General features: G+C 74.5%; 19 protein-coding genes and 1 pseudogene. 6 read left to right on the top strand and 14 right to left on the bottom strand.

The features are described 5' to 3' along the window. Window positions 1-8 precede the first annotated feature (8 nt). Window positions 9-476 (top strand): PPOX class F420-dependent oxidoreductase, encoded by a 468-nt coding sequence (locus tag EBO36_RS14330; RefSeq protein ID WP_122825205.1) that lies wholly within the window; start codon window positions 9-11, stop codon window positions 474-476. Then, the gene (locus EBO36_RS14335; RefSeq protein ID WP_122825206.1) at window positions 469-882 is read left to right on the top strand and encodes a (deoxy)nucleoside triphosphate pyrophosphohydrolase; all 414 of its coding nucleotides are present in this window, start codon (window positions 469-471) and stop codon (window positions 880-882) included. Before EBO36_RS14330 ends, EBO36_RS14335 begins: the two co-directional genes overlap by 8 nt. Before the next feature lie 4 nt (window positions 883-886). On the opposite strand, the gene EBO36_RS15930 is transcribed toward EBO36_RS14335, so the two are convergent. From EBO36_RS15930 to EBO36_RS14375, 8 genes are all read right to left on the bottom strand, one after another. Further along, entirely contained in the window at window positions 887-1,675 is a 789-nt protein-coding gene (locus tag EBO36_RS15930; protein WP_122825207.1) for a variant leucine-rich repeat-containing protein, read from the bottom strand. After that, entirely contained in the window at window positions 1,672-2,436 is a 765-nt protein-coding gene (aroD, locus tag EBO36_RS14345) for a type I 3-dehydroquinate dehydratase (RefSeq protein WP_244925431.1), read from the bottom strand. Before aroD ends, EBO36_RS15930 begins: the two co-directional genes overlap by 4 nt. 19 nt (window positions 2,437-2,455) lie before the next feature. Beyond that, window positions 2,456-3,295: a PT domain-containing protein gene (locus EBO36_RS16010; RefSeq protein ID WP_164471490.1), complete on the bottom strand. Its 840-nt coding sequence runs from the start codon at window positions 3,293-3,295 to the stop codon at window positions 2,456-2,458. 74 nt (window positions 3,296-3,369) lie between these two features. Then, window positions 3,370-4,518, bottom strand: a complete 1,149-nt coding sequence (locus tag EBO36_RS14355) for a vWA domain-containing protein (protein ID WP_122825210.1) — start codon at window positions 4,516-4,518, stop codon at window positions 3,370-3,372. Then, window positions 4,515-5,552, bottom strand: coding sequence for a vWA domain-containing protein (locus EBO36_RS14360; protein WP_122825211.1), 1,038 nt, complete (start codon window positions 5,550-5,552; stop codon window positions 4,515-4,517). The genes EBO36_RS14355 and EBO36_RS14360 overlap by 4 nt, the downstream gene beginning before the upstream one ends. After that, window positions 5,546-5,989, bottom strand: coding sequence for a hypothetical protein (locus tag EBO36_RS14365; protein ID WP_164471491.1), 444 nt, complete (start codon window positions 5,987-5,989; stop codon window positions 5,546-5,548). Before EBO36_RS14365 ends, EBO36_RS14360 begins: the two co-directional genes overlap by 7 nt. Next, complete coding sequence (locus EBO36_RS14370; RefSeq protein WP_122825213.1) at window positions 5,982-6,869, bottom strand: DUF58 domain-containing protein; 888 nt, start codon at window positions 6,867-6,869, stop codon at window positions 5,982-5,984. Before EBO36_RS14370 ends, EBO36_RS14365 begins: the two co-directional genes overlap by 8 nt. Before the next feature lie 9 nt (window positions 6,870-6,878). Then, the gene (locus EBO36_RS14375; RefSeq protein ID WP_122825214.1) at window positions 6,879-7,901 is read right to left on the bottom strand and encodes an AAA family ATPase; all 1,023 of its coding nucleotides are present in this window, start codon (window positions 7,899-7,901) and stop codon (window positions 6,879-6,881) included. Window positions 7,902-8,018: 117 nt separating this feature from the next. Here EBO36_RS14375 and EBO36_RS14380 point away from each other — a divergent pair, with 117 nt between their 5' ends. Beyond that, window positions 8,019-10,040: a bifunctional copper resistance protein CopD/cytochrome c oxidase assembly protein gene (locus tag EBO36_RS14380; RefSeq protein ID WP_244925302.1), complete on the top strand. Its 2,022-nt coding sequence runs from the start codon at window positions 8,019-8,021 to the stop codon at window positions 10,038-10,040. Window positions 10,041-10,084: 44 nt separating this feature from the next. Here EBO36_RS14380 and EBO36_RS14385 read toward each other — a convergent pair whose 3' ends face one another. Continuing rightward, entirely contained in the window at window positions 10,085-10,774 is a 690-nt protein-coding gene (locus EBO36_RS14385) for an LmeA family phospholipid-binding protein (RefSeq protein ID WP_122825216.1), read from the bottom strand. Between the two features lie 54 nt (window positions 10,775-10,828). Here EBO36_RS14385 and EBO36_RS14390 point away from each other — a divergent pair, with 54 nt between their 5' ends. Next, on the top strand, window positions 10,829-11,797 hold the full coding sequence (locus EBO36_RS14390) for a hypothetical protein (RefSeq protein WP_122825217.1): 969 nt from the start codon (window positions 10,829-10,831) through the stop codon (window positions 11,795-11,797). 120 nt (window positions 11,798-11,917) lie between these two features. Beyond that, window positions 11,918-14,305: pseudogene (locus tag EBO36_RS16065) on the top strand (GH92 family glycosyl hydrolase); the annotation flags it as partial. Window positions 14,306-15,877: 1,572 nt separating this feature from the next. On the opposite strand, the gene EBO36_RS14400 reads toward EBO36_RS16065, so the two are convergent. The 5 genes from EBO36_RS14400 to EBO36_RS14420 all read right to left on the bottom strand — a co-directional run bounded on the left by EBO36_RS14400 (window position 15,878) and on the right by EBO36_RS14420 (window position 20,978). After that, window positions 15,878-16,651, bottom strand: coding sequence for a hypothetical protein (locus EBO36_RS14400; protein ID WP_122825219.1), 774 nt, complete (start codon window positions 16,649-16,651; stop codon window positions 15,878-15,880). Window positions 16,652-16,766: 115 nt separating this feature from the next. Then, window positions 16,767-17,408, bottom strand: a complete 642-nt coding sequence (gene lepB, locus EBO36_RS14405) for a signal peptidase I (protein ID WP_122825220.1) — start codon at window positions 17,406-17,408, stop codon at window positions 16,767-16,769. Continuing rightward, the gene (locus EBO36_RS14410) at window positions 17,405-18,232 is read right to left on the bottom strand and encodes a DUF305 domain-containing protein (protein WP_122825221.1); all 828 of its coding nucleotides are present in this window, start codon (window positions 18,230-18,232) and stop codon (window positions 17,405-17,407) included. The genes lepB and EBO36_RS14410 overlap by 4 nt, the downstream gene beginning before the upstream one ends. Window positions 18,233-18,378: 146 nt before the next feature. Next, window positions 18,379-20,178 carry a copper amine oxidase gene (locus EBO36_RS15935; RefSeq protein ID WP_122825222.1) on the bottom strand — a complete coding sequence of 600 codons (1,800 nt, stop codon included), beginning with the start codon at window positions 20,176-20,178 and terminating at the stop codon, window positions 18,379-18,381. Window positions 20,179-20,192: 14 nt separating this feature from the next. Beyond that, complete coding sequence (locus EBO36_RS14420) at window positions 20,193-20,978, bottom strand: hypothetical protein (RefSeq protein WP_122825223.1); 786 nt, start codon at window positions 20,976-20,978, stop codon at window positions 20,193-20,195. 283 nt (window positions 20,979-21,261) lie between these two features. On the opposite strand from EBO36_RS14420, the gene EBO36_RS14425 reads away from it, so the two are divergent. Next, window positions 21,262-23,310, top strand: coding sequence for a S9 family peptidase (locus tag EBO36_RS14425; protein ID WP_122825224.1), 2,049 nt, complete (start codon window positions 21,262-21,264; stop codon window positions 23,308-23,310). The last annotated feature ends 89 nt before the right edge of the window (window positions 23,311-23,399 follow it).

The raw sequence follows: 23,399 nt of genomic DNA on the forward strand, positions 1-23,399 counted from the left end.
GGCACCCCATGGTCCGCCGGATCGCCACCGCCCAGGACGTCGACCGGGCGCAGATGGAGGAGTTCGTCCGCGCCCGCCACCACGCCGTCCTCCTCACCCGCCGGCGCAACGGCGGGGTCCAGCTCTCCCCCGTCACCTGCGGCCTCGACGGCGAGGGCCGGCTCGTCGTGTCCACGTACCCCGACCGCGCCAAGGCCCGGAACCTGCGCCGCGACCCGGCCGTCTCCGCGTGCATCCTCTCCGACGACTTCGACGGCCCGTGGATCCAGCTCGACGGCACGGCGAGCGTCCTCGACCTGCCCGACGCGCTCGAGCCGCTCGTCGACTACTACCGCGCGATCTCCGGCGAGCACCCGGACTGGGACGAGTACCGCGAGGCCATGCAGGAACAGGGCAAGTCCCTCATCCGGATGACGATCGACACCTGGGGACCCGTCGCCACGGGCGGGTTCCCCGCCCGCCTCGCCGATGGCTGACGCGCCCCGCCGGCTGGTCGCGGCCGCCGCGGTCGTCGACGACGCCACCGCCCCCCGCCGCGTCCTCGCCGCCCGCCGGTCGGCGCCGCCCGCGCTCGCGGGCCGCTGGGAGCTGCCCGGCGGGAAGGTCGAGCCGGGCGAGCGCGCGGAGGACGCCCTGCACCGCGAGCTAGCCGAGGAGCTGGGGATCACCGTCCGGCTCGGCGCCGTCGTCGCCGGTCCCGCCGACGGCGACTGGCCGGTGCTCGAGGGACGGACGATGCGGGTGTGGCTGGCCACGGTCGCCTCGGGCGAGCCCCGCCCGCTCCTCGACCACGACGAGCTGCGCTGGGTGGACGCCGAGGACTGGCCCGCCCTGCCGTGGCTCGACCCGGACCGGCCGATCCTCGCGGCGATCCTCGGCTGAGCCCTCAGCCGTCGCCGGACTTGCGCAGCTCCTGCTCGCACACGACCGCGCCGTCGGGGAACCGGTTCCCACAGGTGTTGCCGAACTCCTCGTACTCCGAGTCCCACGGGGACTGCCAGAAGAGGTCGTCGCAGGCGGCCCCGTCGCCCCGCTCGCAGGCGTCCCACAGCTGGTCGAGCTCGGGGTCGTCCCCGTACCGGTCCGCCTCGGAGCCGCCGTCGGCGGCGCCGGCGAGAGCGGCTGCCACGACGATGGCCCCCAGGACGAGCAGAGCCAGCACCAGCCCGATGACCGCGGCCGCCTTGCCGGAGATGCGGCGCCGCCACGGTGAGAGCTGGGGCGGCCATTGGACCTGCTCGCCCGGCTGCGCGGCCGGGGATCCGGAGGGGCTGCCCGGCCGCGTCCCGAGGCTCGGCGGGGCGTAGCCGCCGGCGCTCGGTGGGGCGTACCCGCCCGGGCCCGGCGGGGCGTAGCCCTGTGGGCCGGCCGGCGGGGCGTAGCCGCTGGGGTTCGGCGGGGCGTAGCCCGGCGGGCCGGCCGGCGGCGCGTAGCCCTGCGGCGCGGGGTCGGTGAACGGGGGCTCCGCGCCCGCGCCGGCGCGCCGGGCGAGCGCCGCGGTGACGGCGACGTCGTCGACCTTGGCGAGGAGCGCGAGCGCCTCCGCGGGTGCGGCCGGGTTCCCCGCGACGAACGAGCGCAGGTCCGGGCGCCGCTCGGCCATCGCCAGGAGCTCGGGCCCCGGCGTCGCCGGGTTGATGGCCTCGTAGACGGTGAAGTCCTCGGCACGCTTCATCGCGGTCCCTCCTCGGTGAGCTGGCGGTGGATGAGGTCGACGGCGGCGCGCAGCTCCGCGACGGGGACCTGGCCGGGCGCCGACGCCCGGTCGAGGGCGCCGAAGGTGAGGGACGAGCCGAAGGCCTCGCCGCCGATCCGGGTGACGACGCCGAGCGGGCCCATGGCCATGGTGATGACCGGCCGGTCGAGCCGCTCGGCCGCGCCCGCCGTCGCGGCGAGCAGCGCGAGGACGTCGGCCGGGCGGTGCGCCGTCACCGCCACCTTGGCGAGGTCGGCGCCGAGGGCGACCATCCGTTCGAGGCGGGCGAGGATCTCCTCAGCCGGCGGCGTGCCCGTGAGGTCGTGGCTCGAGGCGAGGACGGCGACGCCGGCGGCCCGCGCGGACGCCACCGCGGCGGCGACCACGGCGGACGGGCGCGCCACCTCGACGTCGAGGGCGTCGACGTGGCCCGACGTCACCAGGTCCGCGGCGAGCGACGCCCAGGCGTCGTCCCCCAGCTCGACGTTCCCGCCCTCCGCGGCGCCGCGGACGGTGGCGACCAGCGGGACGTCCCCGAGCGCCTCCCGCACCGCGGCGAGGGCCTCGAGGACGGCCGCCCGGTCCGCCACCTGGGCGAAGTGGTCCACCCGCCACTCGGCCACGTCGACCGGGGCGGCGACGAGGCGCCCCGCCTCGGCGACGAGCTCGGCGCTCGCGGCCGAGGTGAGCGAGGCGGCGACCTTCGCGGGGCCGCCGCCGACCGGCACCCCGCGCAGCATCACCGGCCGGACGGGGTGCCTACCAGTTCTGGCCGCCACCGAACCCTCCGCCCTGCTGCTGCTGCTGCTCCTGGCGCTCCCGCTCCGCCTCCCGGTTGCGCTCCTCGAGCTCCTCCTGGCGCGGGTCGGGGGGCTGCGTGGGCTCCGGGGTCGGCTCGGTGCTCGGCTGGTCCGTCGGCTGATCGGTGGGCTGGTCCGTCGGCTGGTCCGTCGGCTGATCCGTCGGCTCGTCCGTCGGGTCGTCCGTGGGGTCGCCCGACGGCGGGCTCGGCTCCTCCTGCTCCGCCTCGTCCTGCTTGTCCTGCTGCCGCTCACTGGAGGAGCTGTTCTCCTCGGAGGAGACGCAGGGCGCGAGGATCTCCTGCGCCTCGGCGAAGTACGACGCCGCCATGGGGTCGTCGGCGGCGGCCACGGCGTCGTCGCCCATCGCCTCGAGGGAGAGGGAGAGGTTGGTGCGGACCGTGCACTCCGCGCTGGCGGGATCCTTCTGGCCGGGCGCGTCCGGCATCTCGGGCGCCTCGGGCACCTCCTCGAGCGCGCGCCGCAGATCCTCCACCGCACCGAAGTGCTCACCCGCCTGGTACGTCGCCGTCCCGGCGTTGAACCAGGACTTCCACGCCTCGATGCCACCCCACGGGCCGACCGCACGGGTCCACCGCTCCTGAGCGCCGTACTGCTCGGCGGCGTCGGCGTACCGCTCGCCCTCGTAGTCGCGCGCGCCGAGCAGGTTGCCCAGCCACACGCCGACGAGGAGCGAGCCGAGGAGCACCAGCACGAGGACGACGGGTGCGGACCAGGCGAGGAGCCGGCGCCGGCGCTGCAGGCGCTCGGGGACCCCCGCGGGGCCGGCGGGGGCCACGCGCGGGTCCGTCGCCGGGGCAGCCGCCGGGTCGGCGCCGCGCCCCGGCGAGCGCCGGGTCGAGCCGGGGGCGCTCATCGGCCCGCCCGGGTGAGGGGCGTGGGCGGTGCGACCGCCGCGACGGGCGGCGCGCCACCCGGGACGGGCGCGGCGGGCACGCCGTCCGGGACGGGCACCGACGGCGCGGGCGGACCGGCAGCGGGCGGGACCGCGTCGCGGACGGGCGGCTCGTTCCGGGGGACCGCCCGCACGAGGGCGAAGGCCTCCCACACGAGGAGCAGGGCGAGGACGATCGCGGCGGGCCACCAGACGTCGGCGTAGACCGTCACGTCCCGCCGCCCGTCGGCCGCGATGTCCTCGACGTCGAGCCCGGCGACGAGCGAGGACACGTCCGTGGGCGCCGTGCGGTGCACGTAGTCGACCTCGAGCTGCTCGGCGACCCGCCGCAGGCTCGTCTCGTCGATGCGGGAGAGGGCGGGCGGCGAACCGGGCTGGCTCTCGTCGAGGATCCACGGCGCGTCCGTGCCGGGCCCGGTTTGGGGCGTGCCGTCGTACGTGCGCATCTGCCCGCCCTCCGCCGTGCCGTAGCCGAGGACCGCGCCGCCGTCGACCAGCGGGGCGAGGCCGGCGAACGAGGCGAGCTCGGCGTCCTCCGAGGCGGCGTCACCGTCGGTGTTCTCGCCGTCGGAGAGGAAGAAGACGATCCGGACGTTCTCGGGGTTGCGCTCCGCGGCGCCCTCGAGCGTCGTCGTCAGCGCCTCGAGCGGGCGGTCGATGAGGGAGCCGGCCGAGTAGACGGTGATCTCCTGGACGAGGGTGTCGGCCCACGTGTCGACGGCGCGGGAGTCCGTCGTCAGCGGGAGCTGGCGGGTGGCCTGGCTGTCGAAGGCGATGACGGAGTACCGGGCACCCGGCATCGCGTCGACGAGCGCCGTGATGTCGTTCCGCACGCCGTCGAGCCGGGGCCGGCCGTCGTCGTAGTCCTCCGCGGCCATGGACCCCGTCCGGTCGACGACGAAGTACAGCTCGGCGTTGGACCGCACCGTCGTCGTGCTGGCCGGGACGGCCGGCGCGAGCGCGATGACGGCGAGGCACACGACCATGCCCGCCCGGCGCCACCACGTCGCGCCGCGCGTGCGCAGGGCGAGGACGACGCTGAGGACGAGCAGGGCGCCGAGGACGGCGACGATGGCCCACAACGGCCACGCGAGACGAAGGATCACGTCCGCAACCTCCAGCCGAGCAGGAGCAGGCCGGCCACCCCGACGACCGCCAGCCAGAGGATGTCCTCGGGACGGTCGGTGATGACGACCTCGGGGTCGGCGTCGAGCTCGACCGCCTGCTGCGAGTCGACGTCCTCGATGATCGCTTCCACCGCCTCGGGGTCGTCCGCCTGGTAGAAGAGCCCGCCGCGCTCGGTGACGGCGGTCCGGTAGGACTCCTCGTTGGCCGCCGAGTAGAACTCGGGGTCCGCGGCGAAGAGGCCGTACAGGCGCACGTCGCGCTCCGCCGCCAGGGTCGCCGCCTCCTCGAGCTCGTAGATGGGCGTGCCGAGCACCACGTTGTCGGTGGCCATGATGATCGAGCGCGACCGGTCCGTGGCCGTCTCGTCGAAGGCCAGGGCGCACGTGGCCAGGCCGTCGCCGACGAGGGACGACGCCTCCTGGTCGAGCGAGACCGTGCCCGCGATGAACTCCTCGAGCTCCGCCAGGTCGTCCGGGTCGTACAGCACGGCGTCGAGGTCGACGTCGAGGGCCTCCGCCGCCGCGTCGAGCTCGTCGCGGACCAGGTCGTAGTCGTCGGTGAGCGGGAAGACGGTGCGGGACGTGGAGTTCCACACCGACAGCGCGATGCGCTCGCCGTCGAAGCCCTCGACCATCTCCGAGAACTTCTCGACGATCTCGGTGTCGAACTCGATCATCGACCCGGACACGTCGAGGCACAGCACGATGTCCCGGGTGGCGAGCACCTCGTCGCGCACCTGCCGCTCGATGGGGCGGGCGAGGAGGAGGGCCGAGCCCAGGGCGGTGACGGCGAGCAGCACGCCCATCACCCCCAGGCCGGCGCGCAGCACCCGCATGCGGGCGGCGTAGGCGGGCAGGGACGCGAGGTAGCGGCTGTTGGCGATCCACCGGACCGCGTCGCTCCGGCGGCGCGGCCGGCGCAGGAACCACCCGGCGACGGCGGCCACGAGGACGAGCCCGAGGACGACCGGCACCAGCCACGGCCGCTCGACGACGATGTCCGTGATCACCATGAGCGGATCACCTCCCCCGCCCGCGCCGCGGCCTCCTCGGCCTCGGCGTCGCTGCGCCGCGCGAACGACGGCTCCTCCCACACGGCGAGCAGCTCGCCGATCTGCCGGGTGGGGTCGAAGGTCGCGACGTCGGCGCGGGTCCACGAGCTCACGTCACGGCCGATGCGCTCCGAGGCGAAGGCGCGCATCGTCCGCGCGAGCTCCAGGTGCAGGGCGCGCAGGTCGAGCTCCTCGGCGCGGTACCGCTGCAAGGTCGTCGCCACCGCCTGGGCGTAGGTCGCGCGCCGGTCCAGGCCCATGACGGGCGCTTCGGCGACCCGGTCGCGGCGGGTGCTGAGGAGCACCCACGTGTACCAGCCCGCCACCGCGAGCAGCAGGGCGGCACCGAGGGCGGGGACCCACCAGGCGTACGCCTGGGGGCCGATGAGGTCAGCCACGGGCACGGCGCTGCCTCCGGAACACGTCGATGAGGGCGTCGACGACCTCGTCGGAGCTGCCGGCGACGACGTGCTCGATGCCGCGTCGGCGGAGCATGGCCCGCACCTCGCTGCGCCGCCGGTCGACGGCCGCCCGCGCCTCGGCCGCCAGCCGGCGGTCCGCGCGCACGAACGCCGGGAGGGCGGGGCCGCCGTCGACGTCCGCCACGGCGCCCGGTCCGCCGTCGGCCGCGGTGGCGTCCGCGACCGCGATGACCATGACCTCGTGCCGCGTGCGCAGCCGCCGCAGGGTGTCCTCGTGCTCCGGCCCCGGCCGCGCCTCGTCGGTGATGACGACGATGAGCGAGCGCCGCCCCAGCCACGAGAAGGTCCGGTCGAGCACGCGCCCGAGGTCCGACGCGGGGGCGTCGAGGCGCAGGTCACGCTCGAGGAGCCGCAGGAGGAGCTCGAGGTGGCCGGTGCCGCCGCGCGCCGGGACCTGCGTGAGCCGCTGCTCGTCCCCCGCCACCAGCGCGACGAGGTCCCCGCGGCTGCGGGCGAGGTAGGCGACGACGTCGGCCGCGAAGAGGGCGACCTCCGCCTTGCGCTCCCCGCTGGGCGCCGTCGCCGCCATGTTCCGGCCGGTGTCGACGGCGAGGACCATCGACAGGTTCGACTCGCGGACGAACCGCCGGATGATCGGGTGCCCGGCGCGCGCCGACGACTTCCAGTCGATGTCGCCGACGTCGTCGCCCGGGTGGTACTCGACCATGTCGTCGAAGTCCTGGCCGTGCCCGGTGTAGATGGAGCGGTGCCGCCCGTCGAGCAGGCCGGAGGCCCGCCGCACCCGGGGCAGATCCAGGCGCGCGCGGACCTTGTCCAGGCGGGAGGCGGTCGACACGGGCGAGACCTAGGGGGCCGGGACGGCGGCGAACACGGCGTCGATGAGCGCCTCGGGGGCGACGTTGTTCGCCAGGGCGTCGTAGGTGCGGACCAGGCGGTGGCGCAGAACCGAGTGGCGCAGGGCCTTGACGTCGTCGGGCACGACGTAGGTGCGGCCCTGCTGGAGGGCGTGCGCCTGGGCCACCCGCATGAGCGCGATCGCGCCACGGGGGCTGGCGCCCACCCGCACGTGCTGGGAGAACCCGGGCAACGGCCGGGGGCCACCCCCGCGGGTGGTGTTGATGATGGCGACGACGTACTGCTTGATCGCCACGTCGACGTAGACCTGCTGGACGAGGCGCTGGAGGTAGACGACGTCCTCCAGGCTCACGGGCGCCGTGCTGAGCGGCGCCTCGAGCGAGCCGGAGTTGATCCGCTCGAGGATGTCGAGCTCCTCGTTCGGCGTCGGGTAGGTGAGGACCTCCTTGATGAGGAACCGGTCCATCTGCGCCTCGGGAAGGACGTAGGTGCCCTCCTCCTCGATGGGGTTCTGCGTGGCGAGCACCATGAACGGCTTCGGCAGCGGGTAGACCTCCCCGCCGATCGAGGTCTGCTTCTCCTGCATCGCCTCGAGCATCGCGGACTGCGTCTTGGCGCTGGACCGGTTGATCTCGTCGAGGAGGACGAGGTTGGCGTGGACCGGGCCGAGCTGGGTGGTGAACGTGCCGGTGCCGTAGTTGAAGATCTGCGTGCCGACGATGTCGTTCGGCATGAGGTCCGGCGTGCACTGGATGCGGTGGAAGCTGCCCGAGACCGCCGACGCGAGCGTCTGGGCCGCCGTCGTCTTCGCCAGGCCCGGGACGGACTCGAGCAGGACGTGCCCGCCGGCGAGGAGGGTGGAGACGAGCGCGGTGCGCAGGGCGTGCTGACCGACCACCCGCTGACCGAAGATGGCGGTGACGCGCCCGAGCAGCTCGGCAGCACGATGGGTGTCGTGCGCCTCGATGGTCTCGGACGTGGGCGCCATGGCGGGCATACCCGGTGTGCTCATCGTTCCCCGTTCCTGTGGCACGCCCGTCCGGAGGCGGGGTGCCGTTCTCGAGCCTCGGTCCCGCGCGAGTATGCCACCCGGTGCCGCCCCGCACCGCAACCGACCTACGCTGGACAGGTGACCGCGCCCGCCGACCCTCGCACGCGCGCCGCCGTCCTCGGCGGCGGCGTCCTCGCCCTGGTCGCCCTCGTCGCCGGCCTCGCCTTCTCCGGAGCGGCGGCCGCCTCCGCCGTCCTCGACCCGGGCGCGCTGGTCCGCTGGGGCGTCCCCGTCGTGCAGGTGGTCGCCGACTCCGCCACCGCCGTGACGCTCGGCGCGCTCGCGCTGTGCGCCCTCGTCCTCACCCCGCCGGGCCGCGCCCCCACGCCCGCCCACGCCCGCGCGACGCCGGACGGCGCGCCGGCCCCCGCCTGGCGGGCGGCGTCCCGGGTGGCCGTGGTCGCCGCCGTCGTGTGGACGCTCGCCCTGCTCGGCCGGCTCGTCCTCACCTACGCCCGGACGGCGGGTGTGCCGCTGGACGACCCCGGGTTCGGCGCCGGCTTCGCGCAGTTCGTCACCGAGATCCCCCTCGGCCGCTCGCTCGCCCTGGCCACCGCCCTCACCGCCGGTGTCGCGGTGGTGAGCGTCGCCGTGACGTCGATGACCGGGGCCGGGATCGCGGCCGTCCTCGCCGCGATCGCCCTCGTCCCCACGGCGCTCACCGGTCACGCCGCCGGCTCGGAGAGCCACGAGCTCGCCGTCTCCGCGCTGTGGGTGCACGTCGTGGCCGTGAGCGTCTGGGCGGGCGGGCTCGTGGTCCTGTGCCTGGTCGCGCCGCGACTGCGGGACGACCTCCCCCCGGCCGCCACCCGGTTCTCCCGGCTCGTGGGGTGGTGCTTCGCGCTCGTCGGCGTCTCGGGCGTGGTCAGCGGCGCGGTCCGGCTCGGCAACCTGGCCGACCTTGCCACGCCGTACGGGCTGCTCCTCGTCGCCAAGGCCGTCCTCTACCTCCTCCTCGGCCTCGCCGGCTGGGCGCACCGCCGCGCCACGCTCCCGCGGGTCGCGGGCGACGCGTGGCGCTCGGGGCCGTTCTGGCGCCTGGCCGCCGGCGAGGTGCTGCTCATGGGTGCGGTCATGGGCGTCGCCGTCGCCCTCGCCTCCACGCAACCGCCGACGCCGGCCCAGGCCCCCGCGGTGCACTCGCCCGCGCACGAGATCACCGGGTACGCCGTGCCGCCCGTGCCCTCCCCGCTCACGTGGCTCACCCAGTGGCGCCCCGACCTGCTCTTCGCCGTCGCCGCCGTCGCCGCGGTCGTCGTCTACCTCCGGTGGGTGGTGCGGCTGCGCCGCCGGGGCGACGCCTGGCCGTGGCCGCGCACGCTCTCGTGGGTCCTCGGCGCCGTCGTCTTCGCCTGGGTGACGAGCGGCGGGCCGGCCGTCTACGGCCAGCTGCTCTTCAGCGCGCACATGCTCGCGCACATGCTCCTGGCCATGGTCGTGCCGATCTTCTTCGTGCTCGGCGCGCCGCTCACCCTCGCCTTCCGGGCGCTGCCGCGCCGCCCGGACGGCTCGCGTGGCCCACGGGAGTGGCTGCTCACCCTCGTCCACTCCCGGGTGGCGCAGTTCTTCGCCAACCCCCTCGTCGCCGCCCTCAACTTCGCGGGCTCGATGATCGTCTTCTACTACTCACCGCTCTTCGAGCTGGCCCTGAGCACCCACCTGGGGCACGTCCTCATGGTCGTGCACTTCACCCTCGCGGGGTACCTCTTCGCCAACGTCCTCATCGGCGTGGACCCGGGCCCCACCCGCCCGCCCTACCCCATGCGGCTGCTCCTGCTCTTCGCGACGATGGCCTTCCACGCCTTCTTCGGCGTCGCCGTCACCCAGGCCACCACCCTCTTCGCGGCCGACCACTTCGCCGGGCTCGGCCTGCCGTGGCGGGTGGACGCCCTCGCCGACCAGGAGGTCGGCGGCGCCATCGCGTGGGGGGTCGGGGAGTTCCCGACGGTGGTGCTCGCCATCGCGGTCGCCCTGTCCTGGGCGCGGCACGAGGAGCGGACGGCCCGCCGGGACGACCGCCGCGCGGACCGGGACGACGACGCCGAGCTCGCCGCCTACAACGCGCGGCTGGCCGAGCTCGCGGGGCGCGACGGCGGCTGAACGGACCGGGAGCGCCGGGCGGCGCGCTCCGGCGCGCGGGCCCCTCAGCCGGCGCCCAGGCCCGCGAGGTCGACGTCCCGGCCGGCGGCGCGCACCCGCAGCCCGTCCTCGATGACGTCGACCCGGGTGAGCTCCAGCCCCTGGGGCAGGCCGGGCACCTCCAGGCGCCACTCGCCGAGCAGGTCGGTGACGGCCGCCGGGAGGTCGTCCGCCGACACCTCCGCCCCGCCGAGGCTCACCCCCGTGAGCTCGAGGGTGACGGCCGTCCCGGCGGCGACCGGGACGACGCCCACCGCGACGTCGAGGCCGAGCACGTCGAGCCCCAGCGTGAGCTCGCCGTCGTCGACCGCCAGGCTCAGGCCGGGGTCCGCCGACGCGACGGCGGAGCGCAGCGACTCGACCGGCAGGGTGGCGTTGAGCTCGACCGATCCGGCCGCGTAGGGCTCGGCCGTCGTCACGTCCCGCGCGGTCACCTGGACGTCGTCGAGCGTGACGCCGTCGACGACGACGCGGTCGCCTGCGATGCGGACCTCCGCGAGCGTCCCGGCGAGCACCTGGGTGAGGAACGGGAAGCCGTCGACGACGACCTCCGGGCCACCCTCGACGTCCACCCGCTCGCGCACCTGGGCCGCCAGCTCCTCCTCGACGCGGGCGTGCACCACGCGGTCGGCGACGGCGCCGCCGACGACGAGGACGACGGCCAGCACGAGAAGGATGACGGCGAGACGGCGCATTCACCTACGGTAGGGCCCACGGGCAGAGCTGCCCGGCAGCGGAAAGGACGGACGGTGGCCGACGAGCACGAGGGCGTCCCTCGCCCCAGCCGCCGCGACCTCCGGGACGCGGCCCCACTCCCCGACGGGGCGGCGGCGCACCCCGAGGGGCGCGCGCCGGCACCGGCATGGCTCTGGCTCCTGCTCGGGGCCACCCTCATCAGCGTCTCCCTCGCCGTGCTCTGGGGCGCCTCCCGCGCGACGCCGGCCGCCGAGCCGGCCACCCCCACGGCGGCGACCGGCGCGGTGCTCGCGGGGAGCGAGCCGACCCCACCCACCGGTCCCCCGACCGCCGTCGACCTGCCGACCGCCACCGCCCCGCCGACCGCCACCGTCGCGGAGACCGCCGCCGCCCGCATGGCGCTCGAGGGGCTGCCGAGCACGTCCGACTGCAGCACCCTCTTCGCCGACGCCCAGGTGGTCCACGCCTACGGCGCCACGGTCCTCGATGGCGGGCACTGGCCCGACATGCCGTCCGCGCGCCTGCTCCAGCGCGCGGTGGAGGCCGTCGGGCGCTCGTGCGGCCCGGCGTACGCCGACCGGCTCGTCGACTACGTCGTCGGTGACCCCACCACCGCCTCCGCCGTGGTCTACACGCTCCAGGAGCACGCCGGCGCCCTTCCCGAGGTCCGGCCCGCGCCCGCGGGCGCGCTCACGCTCCCGGCCTTCCAGGCCGCGGGCGGCACGATCCGGTGCACCCTCACCCCCGACGGCGTGGGCTGCACCATCGCCGCCCGGGCCTTCGAGAACCCGCCCGGCTGCACCGGGCCGACCACCGGGCCGTTCTCCGTCGCGCTGTTCGCCGCGGAGGTGCTGCCGTGCGCCGGGACGATCGCCGGCGGAACCACGCCCCTCGCCGCCGGGCAGTCGTCCACGGTCGGCCACTACGCGTGCACCGCGGAGGCGGTGGCCGTGCGGTGCTGGCACACCGTGTCGGGCGTGGAATTCTCGCTCGCGCCGGGACATTATTCCGCCACCTCCTGAATGTATTCACCCGACTTCCGGGAACCTTTACGTCAGTAGGTGACTGCGGTAGCGTCGACGACGCCTTCCGCAAACCGCTGGGAACGGCCCATCGAAGAATTGACACGACGGAGTGTGAGAATGAGTCCTGCCGCGCCGCACCGCGCCGCACCACCCGCCCAGAGACGAGTCACGCTGGGGGCCTTGCTCGCCCTAGCGGCCGGTTCCCTCGTCGCCGTCCCCGCCGCGGCATCCGCAGCGCCCGAGCCTGCCCCCGCGCCGGCCGCCGTCGCGGACCCCGCCGGCCTGGTGAACCCGTTCATCGGTACCCAGAACGACGGCAACACCTTCCCGGGGGCGTCCATGCCCTTCGGAATGGTGCAGCTCTCCCCCGACACCGGTCACTACGTCGGGTACGACTGGAACCGCGAGGAGATCCGCGGATTCAGCATCGTCCACCCCTCGGGCGTGGGATGCGGGCTGGGCGGCGACCTGCCGATCATGCCGACGGTCGGTGAGATCACCTCCACCGACTACACCCGGTACGCCTCCGCGTACAGCCACGACGACGAAGAGGCCGAGCCCGGCTACTACCGCGTCGGCCTCGAGAAGTACGACGTCACCGCCGAGCTCACCGCGACGACGCGGACAGGCACGCACCGGTACACCTTCCCGTCGACCGGCCAGGCCAACGTCCTGCTCAACACGGGCCAGGCGCTGCACCAGGTGCTCTCCAGCGACGTCCGGGTCGTCGACGACCGCACCATCGAGGCGACCATCGTCGGCCAGGGCTTCTGCCAGGACACCGAGCCGTACACGCTCTACACGGTGACGACGTTCGACCGCCCCTTCGACGAGGTCGGCACGTGGGCCGGGGACACCGTCACCGCGGACAGCGAGGCGACCGCGGGCGCGGGCCGACGCGGGGCCTACGCCCGCTTCGACACCACCGACGGCGACCTCGACGTGGAGGCCACCACGGCCCTGTCCTGGGTCGACCTCGAGGGCGCGCGGGCCAACCTCGCGGCCGAGGGGACCGGCACGTTCGACGAGACCCGCGAGGCCGCCCACGACACGTGGAACGAGCGGCTGAGCCAGGTCGGCATCACCGGCGGGACCGAGGAGCAGCAGCGCACCTTCTACTCCTCGATGTACCGCGCCCTGCTCTCGCCGAACACCGGCTCCGACGTCGACGGCCGGTACACCGGCTGGGACCAGGAGATCCACACGCTCGACGACGACATGGGCACCTACTACCAGACGTGGTCGCTGTGGGACACCTACCGCACCCAGCAGCAGCTCCTCTCGCTGCTCGCCCCCGCGGAGTCGCGGGACATGGCGCTCTCCCTCCTCAAGGTCGAGGACCAGGGCGGCTGGCTGCCCCGCTGGGGCTACGGCACGGTCGAGACCAACATCATGACGGGCGACCCGGCCACCCCGTTCCTCGTCAGCGCCTTCCAGCAGGGCCTGCTCGAGGGCCACGAGGAGGAGGCCTACGCGGCCATCACCGAGAACGCCGACGGCGTCCCGCCCGCGGACTCGCAGTACAGCGGCCGCGCCGGCAACGAGTTCTACCTCGCCAACGGCTACGTCCCGCACGAGCCGTCCACCCCGAAGAAGCCCGGTGACTTCGACCTCCACCACGGCGGGTCGGCCACCCTGGAGTACGCCCTCGCGGACGCCACGCTCGCCACCATGGCGCAGGACCTGGGCCACGCCGAGGACGCGGCGCGGTACGCCGCCCGTGGGCAGAACTACCGCAGCCTCTTCAACCCGGACACCGGCTTCTTCCAGGCGCGCGACGCCGACGGTGTCTTCGTCGGTGACCCCGACCCCGCGAGCAGCCCCGGCTTCCACGAGGGCACGGCGTGGCAGTACCTCTGGCTGGTCCAGCAGGACATCCCGGGCCTCATCGACCTCATCGGCGGCCGGGAGGAGACCAACGAGCGGCTGGACTCCTTCTTCGCCTACGACGAGCTCCTCACCAACCGCGAGCAGACGGTGCGCGAGGTCTGGATCAACGGCCCGTACGACTACTACAACGCGGACAAGTACAACCCGCAGAACGAGCCGAACATCCACGCGCCGTACACCTACCTGTGGACCGGCCAGCCGTGGAAGACCACCGACGTCGTCCACGCCGCCCTCACGCTGTTCACCGACGCCCCCAACGGGGTCACCGGCAACGACGACATGGGCACCATGTCCTCCTGGCACGTGCTCTCCGCCCTCGGCATCTACCCGGCCGTCCCGGGCACCGAGACCTGGGCGCTCACCTCGCCCGTCTTCGAGCGGGTCGAGATCGCCCTCGACGACGAGTACTACCCGGGCGGCGACCTCCTCATCACGGCGCCCGGCACCTCGGACGCCAGCCGCTACATCCAGGGCGTCACGCTCTCGGGCGAGCCCCTGGACCGCAGCTACATCACCGGCGACGACATCCGCGCCGGCGCGGAGATCGCCTTCGAGGTCGGCGCCGCCCCGTCCGACTGGGCCACCCAGGAGGGCGCGGCCCCGGCCCCCATCAACAGCGCGGACTACGTCCTGGAGCACCTCGGCGCCGGTGTCACGCCCGAGCGCACCATCCTCTACGCCGACGCCGAGGAGGCCACGCGGGTCGACCTCAGCGTCCCGGTGGTCGCCACCGGAGCGGGCACGATCAGGGGCACCGTCACCGTCACCACCGAGGGGCCCCTGACGACGGCGGACTCCACGCTCGAGTGGAGCGTCCGGTCGGGCAACCTTCCCGCGCCCATCGAGCTCGCGGTGCCGGTCGACGTGGCCGTCGGCGCGGCTCCCGGCGAGTACGCCGTCACGATCACCGTGACCGACACCCGCGGCAACGAGGTCACCCGCGAGGCGAGCATCATCGTCGCCGAGCCGGGCGGACTCGTGCCGTACTTCACCAACGTGGGCATCGGCGACGACGGCGCCGACAACGCCGACTTCGACGGGATGGGCTGGTACTACTCCCGCACGGCGCTCGCCGGCGCGGGCGTGCTCCAGGGCCAGACCTACCCGCTGGGCGAGACCGGGATGAGCTTCGCCCTCCCGCTCGTCCCCGCCGGGGAGCCGGACAACATCGTGGCGCAGGGCCAGACGATCGACGTCGAGGACCTGCTCCGCGGTGCCACGCAGTTCTCCCTCATCGGCTCCGGCACCAACGGGGACCAGCGCGGTACCGCCGTACTGGGCCTGTCCGACGGCACCACCCTCGACACCCCGGTGACCCTCACCGACTGGTGCTCGGGGAACCCGGCCGACGGCAACACCTTCGTCGCCCGGACCGGCTACCGCGGCCACAACGCGGGGACTGACGGCGTCCGCTGCTCGCTGTTCGCGACCACGCCGATCGTCATCCCGGACGGCGCGGCGATCACCAGCATCACCCTGCCCAACAGCCCGAACATGCACGTCTTCGCCATCGCGCACGACGCGCCCGAGGCGCCTGACGAGCTCATCGGGACGGGCGGGGTGCTGCCCGGCACGACGGTCGGCACGCCCTTCTCGGGCCCGGTCGCCCTCTTCACGGGTGGGACCGGCGAGTCGGCGGAGGACTACACGGCCACGGTCGACTGGGGCGACGGCAGCGAGGCGACGCCGGGCACCATCACGACCGAGGACGGCGTGTACGTCGTCAACGGTGAGCACACCTTCGCCGCTGCCGGTGAGTTCACCGTGCTGGTCGAGGTGACGGACGCCGCAGGTGAGTCGATCACCATCGGGTCCACCATCACGGTCGCCCCCGGCGAGGACCCGACGGACCCGCCCACGGACCCGACGGACCCGCCGACCGACCCGACGGACCCGCCCACGGACCCGACGGACCCGCCGACCGACCCGACGGACCCGCCCACGGACGAGCCCACCGAGGCCCCGACCACGGACGAGCCCACCGAGGGCCCGACCACCGAGGCCCCGCCCGCCGGTGACGGCGGGGACGAGGGCCCCGGTGCCGGTGACCTGCCGGCGACCGGCATGACGCCGACGGCGGCGCTGCTCGCGGCGTTCGCCCTGGCCCTCGGGGCCGGCGCGCTCGCCATCAGGCGTCGCCAGACCGCCTGAGCGAACGGGGTGAGGTGGCGGCGCATCGCCGCCACCTCACCCCGTCGGCGCGTCCGGGTCGCCGCCGCGCGCGTCGAGCAGCGCGCACATCTCCCCGTACCAGGTGAGCGCGGCGAGGCCGGTGTGGCCGAGCCGTTCCGCCACCGCGAGGAGCACCCGCTCGCGCTCCGCCTCGAGGGCGTCCCCGAGCGTGACGTCCGGCGTGGCCAGGGCCCGCCGCAGGCGGTCGGTGAACCAGGTGGCGACCTCCACCGCCACCGGTGAGGCGTGCTCGGCCGCCATCCGCTCGCCCTCCCCCACGACGAGCTCGACGGCCTGCACGGCCGCGCGCAGCGTGCTGGCCTCCGTCCGGACGGCGTCGAGCTCCCGCGTGAGGTCCCCCGCGGCACGCGCACTGCCCTCGGCGCGGGCGTGCGCGAGGAGCTCCTCGACGTCGCTGTGGGGCGCCAGGCCGTAGCGGCGCTGCGCCAGTCGGACCGCGGTCGCGCCGGGGATCGCCTCGAGCGCGTCGGCGAAGACCGGCCCCACCTCGGCGACGACGGCGTCGGCGGTCTCGAGGAGGCGCTCCCGTCGCGCCTGGCTCAGCCCGCCCCACGCGTGCGACCCTCCGCCCAGCGCGTGCGCGACGCGCTGGCGCAGGTCCTCGGCGATCGGTTCGAGGAGGCGGGCGTCCGCCGGGTCCTCGGGCGCCGGTCCGCCGTCGCCCGCCGCCGCGGCCCGCTCCCGGCGCAGCCAGTGGACCTCCCGCTGCAGGGCGCTGATCGTGCGCGCGAGCTCGGCGGTGAGGTCGTCCTCGGCGGGCGTGTCCACGCCGCCACGGTAGGCGCCCCCGGGGCCCGACGCCGGTACATCGGCGCCCGACACCGCCGTACCGACCCGACGTGCGTCGTCGGTGCGGCGACAGCCACGGCCAGTCGGCGCCCGGCTACATCCGCGTACGGACGACGCCGATGAGGTCGTCGACCTCGACCGCCCCCTGCAGCGCCCCGGCCGGGTCCGACCGCGAGTCGCGGGAGACGGCACGGTGGTCCCCCAGGACCCACACCGCGCCGTCGGGGACGACCGTGTCGAACGCGAGGTCGCTGGCGAACCTGCCGCCGGACGGGTGCAGGTAGGGCTCGTCCAGCTCGTGCCCGTCGATGAGCAGCTTCCCGGCCCGGGAGCAGCAGACGACGCGCTCCCCCGGGAGGCCGACCACCCGCTTGACGACGGTCGCCGGCACCTCGTCGAGCGGTGCCGCGGAGTCGGCCGCCCGGCCGTGCCCCGGCTCTCCCAGGGCGGAGCGCTCGGCGTGGTCGGCCCACGAGCCCGGGTCGGGGAAGAGGACGACGTCGCCGCGCTCGATGTGGGCGCGTCCGTCCTCGTCGAGAAGCTCGACGACGATCCGGGCGCCGGGGTCCAGGCCCGGTTGCATCGACGGCCCGGCGACGGCGTAGACCTCGTAGTGGTGACCCGCCCACAGCACCGCCCCCGCCCCGACGAGCAGGCCGGTTGCCGCCGACAGCGTCCCGATGACCGCGCGGCGCCGCCGGTGCCCGCGCCGCAGGGGCGAGGGGGGCAGCCTCACGGCGGGCCGTCCTGCGCCTCGGAGGACGTTCCGGCACCGGAGGACGGGTCGAGGTCCGCGCCGTAGGTGAGGTACTCACCCTCGACGTAGGCGTCGGGGAGCCCGAGGTCCCCCGTGTCGAGCGCCGCGATCATCGCCCGCAGCTGCTCGAGCTCGGACACCTGCTCCTGCACGACGTGCCTCGCGCTCGAACGGACGAACGCGTTCTCGGCCTCGGCGAGCGCCTCCTCAGCCATCGTCAGGGCGCCCTCGTGGTGCGGGATCATCAGCTCGAGGTAGAGCCGTTGGGCGTGTGTGGCGCCGGCCCCACGCAGCGCGTCCATCTGCTCGGCCGTGAGCATGCCGTCCATGCTCACGCCGTGGGCGTGGCTGCAGGACGGAAGCACCACCTCGTCCCCGACCGCCGGGGCGCCGTGGCCGGCGTGGCCCCCACCGCCCGCCGGGGCGTCGCCGGCGCCCGGTACGCCGCGCGGACCGGAACCGCCCGCGTTCAGCTGCTCCGCCGCGTCGGTCAGCGCCACGTCCCACGCGGCGAGCCACTCCCGCATGGCGAGGATCTCCTGCCCCTGGGTCGCCGCGACGTACCGGGCGAAGCGCTGGCCGCGCTCCCACACCCCGTCCTTGTCGAGGAGGATCTCGCTCATCTCGACCGCTTGCTGGTGGTGCGGCACCATCATCTCGACGAAGCAGACGTCGGCCTCCAGCGGGCGGGCCTGCACGGTCGCGGCGGCGTCCTCGCGGGCCGCCCTCGCCTGCGTGCACCCGGCCGCGAGCACACCGCACATCACTGCGACCAGTGCGCGCCGGGCCAGTGCTGCCCTCATGCCTCCTCCTTCGGTCCGGCCGGTCCGGCCGCGCGCCCACCGGGCGCCCGGGCCGCCGGTGTCAGCTCACGGCGTCGGGGGCGCGGTGCCTCGGAGGTCGGGTCCCGACCTCCGAGGCACCGTGCCCCCGGGTGGGCAGCGGGTCGTCAGGCGCCCGCCGCGCTCCGCTGGCGCAGCACCAGCCCGAGGGCGAGCAGTGCGAGCGCGAGCAGCACCACGCCCCCGGCCGCGGCTCCCGTGATGGGCAGGCCGATCCCGCTGGGGAGGGTGATGCTGCCGCCGCCATCGGCGCCGTTCGCACCGCCCGGCCGGACGGCGCCGTCCCCTGCCGCACCGTCCGGCGGGGCCGCGCCGCCCCCGGCCGCACCGCCCGCGCCGCCCGGTGCGGGCGGGCCGTCACCGCCGCCGCCGCCCGGTGCGGTGGGGGCGTCCGTCGCCCCGTCGGTCGGCATCTCCGTCACGCCGTCGGTCGGGACGTCGGTCGGGAGGCCGCTCGGCTCCTCGGTCGGACCCTCGGTCGGGACGCTGGTCGGCTCCTCCGTCGGCTCCTCCGTCGGCTCCTCGGTCGGCGCCTCGGACGGACCCTCGGTCGGGACGCTGGTCGGCTCCTCCGTCGGCTCCTCCGTCGGCTCCGCGCAGGGGTAGGTGTTGCCCGTCTCGCGCACGTCCCCGTTCATGTGCCGGCGGCAGTCCTCCTGCATGGGGTTCATGGCCGAGAAGTCGCGCGGGTACAGCGTGAAGCCCTGCCAGTGGATCGGCATCGGTGACTGGTCCTCGTCGCGGTTGACGTGGTGGAAGCCCACGTTGACCCAGGCGACCGGGTCGGTCAGCACCTCGTTGTCGGCGACGTAGTCCGTCACGGCCGCATTGGGCTTCGTCGGCACGAGGTTGTAGGACGCGTGAATCTCGTCGACCTTGGGCTGCGTGAATGCGATGTCATAGTCCGACTCCGGGTTGAGGTTGTATGCCCGGTCCGAATCCATGATGATTTCGTAGCTGCGCGCGTGGCCGTCCGTGTTGAGCGAGTCCGGATTGACCACGCGAACCTGCTCGAGATTGTCGTAGAACATCTTTCCCTCGCGTTCGACCGGCAGGATCTCGGTCTCGAGGATCGCGGTCCGTCCGGTGTCACCGGTCGTCCCGTGCTCGCCGGTCGGCGCGGTGACGATCCGTTCGACGTTCTGCGTCGCGGCGCTGTCGATACCGAAGTCCACGCGCCAGAAGGCGGAGTGGTAGTGGTTGACCGCGAAGCCGGTCTGGCCCACACCGAGGGGCCAGCCGCGGTTCACCGCGTCGGCGAAGTCGTTCGGCGAGAGGTCGCCCGTCGCGCCGAGGCGGACGCTGATCTCGCCGTCGTCGTGGAACCGGTACTCCGTCTGGTACTCGTACCAGCCGATGCGGCTCATCGTGTGGAGCACGAGGTCCGTGCCCTGCTCGATGTAGAGCTGCTCGTTCGCGACGTTCGAGCGGTTCGCGATCCCCGAGTCCTCCTCGGTGATGCACAGGGCCGGGGCGGCGGGCCGCGCCTCGGTGAGCCACGCGGTGCGGACCTCGCCGTTGACGCAGTCGAGCGCCGTCTGGTCCTGCATCCGGCGGCCACCGACCTGGTAGGTGGTGACGTCGTTGTACTCGGTGACTCCCGTGTCGTACGGGACGTTGAGCTGGGCGAGGCCGATCGAGTCGAGCACCATGATCGGCTGCTCCGCGTCGTTCGGCTGGAAGGCGACCTGGTCGAGGACCAGACCTCGGTAGGTGTCGACCCGCCAGCACATCTCCCAGGTCGTCCCGGCGGCGAGCTCGTGCTGCACGAGGCTGTCGCCCGAGCAGGACGCCTCGGTCACGGTCTGGGTAGCGGCGGCGGCAGGCACGGCCAGGGCGGCCACGAGGAGCGGGGCGGCGACGGCAGCGGCGGTCGCGGTGATGATGGTCTTCGTGTGTGTGTTCACGTGTTCGTCCCTGCTCAGTCGACGGGGGTGACGGTCTGGGTGGAAAGGTTGACCACGTACGGCGTCGTGGTGAGGAACGGCCCGTCGGCCGTCTGCACGAGGACCTCGACGCAGCGGTCGGTCGCGCACGCGTCGACGCCCGAGCCCAGCGCGCCGCCCGAGAACGAGTGCGCGGTGACGTCGACCGTGTCCTCGGTGAGCGTGGTCTCGCCCGTCGTCTCGGTGAACTCCTGGAGGATCGCCTCGCCCGCGACGTCGGAGGCCAGCAGCAGCTCGAACGCCGTCTGCGTCTCGAACTCCGTCGGAGCCGGCTGGACGTCCTGCGCCGCCGTCACGGTCTCGACGCTCTGACCGCTGAGGTCGACGACGTAGTGGAGCAGCTCTTCGGACCCGTAGTCGTAGTACATGAGGGACAGGCGTCGGTGCAGGTCGTCATACATCGCCGGGTCCGCCAGGTCGGCGCTCAGGTACTGCGCCCCCGCCTCGTCCGTCACGGACTCCGTACCTGCGTAGGACGGGTGCTGGGCGACGAGGTTCCGCGCGAACGCGACCTCGTCCGCCGTGAGCTGGTCGTACGCACCCCTGGCGGCGGGCACGGCGACGGTCGCGGCCTTCTCGGGCGCGTCCACGTCGGTCGACTCCGCCGCGACGGTGGGCCCAGCCTGCTCCGTGACGGCGGGGCCGGCGGCGTCGGCGGAGCGGGCGTGCTCGGTGACGAAGTACGCGGTTCCCCCCGCCGCGACGAGCGCCCCGCTGATACCCAGGACGAGGAGGCGCGACGGCCGGCGGTCGAGGGCCACCGGCCCAGGTCCTTCTGCGGTCATAGACGTAACTTTCTGCGAGGCCGATCCGCATCGACGTCATTCGACGTGCGACGACGAAACGGCTGGAGGTGCTCTCCGGCCGCATTGGCAGTCAACCGGCCACGCATTGCGGACACATTTCTCGAACGTACGCGAGCCGTAAACTCTTGGACCGGAGCACGACGCACAGCGGGTTTCGGCGAGCGGGTTCCCGGGGGCGTCTTTTCCGTCGGCGAATGATCACGGGCGGCACCCGTGCCGCCGTGATAGGACAGACCTCGTGAGCGGACCCGAGCGCAGCCCCTTCCACGACCTCGACTCCTACGTCGCCCTGCCCCGCCTCAGCGGGCTGGCTCTGTCCCCCGACGGAGACCGCCTCGTCACGGGCGTGAGCGCGCTCAACGCCGAGCGCACCGCCTACGTCACCTCGCTGTGGGAGGTGGACCCGGCCGGCGAACGCCCCGCCGTGCGCCTCACCCGCGGTGCCCGCGGCGAGGCGCACCCCACCTTCACCACGGACGGCGACCTGTTCTTCGTCGCCCGGCGCGCCGACGGCGAGCACTCCGAGGACGACGCCCCGGCCGCGCTCTGGTGCCTGCCACGCACCGCCGGGGAGGCGCACCTCGTCGCCGCGCACCCCGGGGGCATCGACGACGTCCAGGCGGCCCGCGCCGCCGACGCCGTCGTCGTCGGGGCGTCCGCCCTGCCCTCCGCCCCGGACCTGGAGACCGAGCAGCGGCTTCGCGAGGCGCGCAAGGACCGCAAGGTGAGCGCCGTCCTCCACAGCGGTTACCCGGTGCGGTACTGGGACCACGACCTCGGTCCCGACTTCCCCCGGCTCTACGCCCTCGGCGAGGGCGAGGAGGAGGCGCGGCCGCTGCGCGACCTCACCCCGGACGCGGCCCGGCACCTCGTGGAGACGTCGTGGGACCTCGCCCCGGACGGCACGTTCGTCGTGTCCACGTGGTCGCTGCCCGAGGCGCGCGGGTCGGTGCGCGACGCCCTCGTGCGCATCGACGTCGCCACCGGCGAGCGCCGCACGCTGCTCGCCGAGCCGGACCTGTCGGTGTGGCGCCCGCGCATCAGCCCGGACGGCACGGCGGTCGCCTACCCCCGCGAGACCCGGAGCACGGCGACCACCGCGCCGCGCATCCACCTGGAGGTCCTCGACCTCGGCGGGGACGCCACGCCCCGGCGGATCGCCGCCGACTGGGACCGCTGGCCCGCCGACGTCACCTGGCTCCCCGACGGCTCCGGGCTCCTCGTCGTGGCGGACGAGGACGGGCGCAGCCGCCTGTTCCACGTCGACCTCGCGTCCGAGCGCGTCACCCGCCTCACCGACGAGGGTGCGCTCAGCGACGTCGTCGTCGCCCCCGACGGCGCCTCCGCCTACGCCCTGCGCGCCTCCTACGCCTACCCCGCCGAGGTGGTCCGCATCGACCTCGCCGGACGCCGCGACGGCGAGGCGGCGGTGACGCCCCTGCGCGGCCCCGTCGAGCGGCCCGCCCTGCCCGGCACCCTCACCGAGGTGGAGACGACGACGGCGGACGGCGTCCGCGTGCGCGCCTGGCTCGCCCTGCCCGACGGCGCCTCCGACGCCGCGCCCGCCCCGCTGCTCCTGTGGATCCACGGCGGACCGCTCGCCTCGTGGAACTCGTGGAGCTGGCGCTGGAACCCGTGGATCATGGTCGCCCGCGGCTACGCCGTCCTCCTGCCCGACCCGGCCCTGTCGACGGGGTACGGCCAGGACTTCATCCAGCGCGGGTGGGGCTCGTGGGGTCAGGCGCCGTTCACCGACCTCATGGCCGTCACCGACGCCGTCGTGGCCCGGCCCGACATCGACGAGTCCCGCACGGCCGCGATGGGCGGGTCGTTCGGCGGCTACATGGCCAACTGGGTAGCCGGGCACACCGACCGGTTCGCCGCGATCGTCACCCACGCGAGCCTGTGGGCGCTGGACGCGTTCGGCCCGACGACGGACTCCGCGTACTACTGGGGCCGCGAGATGTCCCCCGAGATGGCGCTGGCGAACTCCCCGCACCTGCACGTCGGCAACATCCGCACGCCGATGCTCGTCATCCACGGCGACAAGGACTACCGGGTGCCCATCGGCGAGGGCCTGCGGCTGTGGTACGAGCTGCTCTCGGCCTCCGGCCTCCCGGCCGACGACGAGGGGAGGAGCCCTCACCGCTTCCTCTACTTCCCCGACGAGAACCACTGGGTCCTCACGCCGCAGAACGCCAAGGTCTGGTACGAGGTGGTCCTCGGCTACCTCGCCGAGCACGTCCTCGGCGAGCAGCCGCCGGCCCTGCCGGAGACGCTCGGCTGACGGGCGGCCCCGTCCGGGATGCCCAGTTCCCGCCGGATCGTGGCCGTCCGGCGGTGCGGGAGGATCCTCGCGGCCGCGTATTCTCGGTC

It is taken from the genome of Georgenia faecalis (genome assembly GCF_003710105.1).
Taxonomy (GTDB): Bacteria; Actinomycetota; Actinomycetes; order Actinomycetales; family Actinomycetaceae; genus Georgenia_A; species Georgenia_A faecalis.

What these genes read in the sequence shown, in the direction of transcription:
- EBO36_RS14410 (WP_122825221.1), bottom strand. Translation starts at nt 18,232, where the DNA reads ATGAGGGCAGCACTGGCCCGGCGCGCACTGGTCGCAGTGATGTGCGGT.
- EBO36_RS14335 (WP_122825206.1), top strand. Translation starts at nt 469, where the DNA reads ATGGCTGACGCGCCCCGCCGGCTGGTCGCGGCCGCCGCGGTCGTCGAC.
- EBO36_RS14385 (WP_122825216.1), bottom strand. Translation starts at nt 10,774, where the DNA reads ATGCGCCGTCTCGCCGTCATCCTTCTCGTGCTGGCCGTCGTCCTCGTC.
- EBO36_RS14375 (WP_122825214.1), bottom strand. Translation starts at nt 7,901, where the DNA reads ATGAGCACACCGGGTATGCCCGCCATGGCGCCCACGTCCGAGACCATC.
- EBO36_RS15930 (WP_122825207.1), bottom strand. Translation starts at nt 1,675, where the DNA reads ATGAAGCGTGCCGAGGACTTCACCGTCTACGAGGCCATCAACCCGGCG.
- EBO36_RS14330 (WP_122825205.1), top strand. Translation starts at nt 9, where the DNA reads ATGGTCCGCCGGATCGCCACCGCCCAGGACGTCGACCGGGCGCAGATG.
- aroD (WP_244925431.1), bottom strand. Translation starts at nt 2,436, where the DNA reads ATGCTGCGCGGGGTGCCGGTCGGCGGCGGCCCCGCGAAGGTCGCCGCC.
- EBO36_RS14360 (WP_122825211.1), bottom strand. Translation starts at nt 5,552, where the DNA reads ATGGTGATCACGGACATCGTCGTCGAGCGGCCGTGGCTGGTGCCGGTC.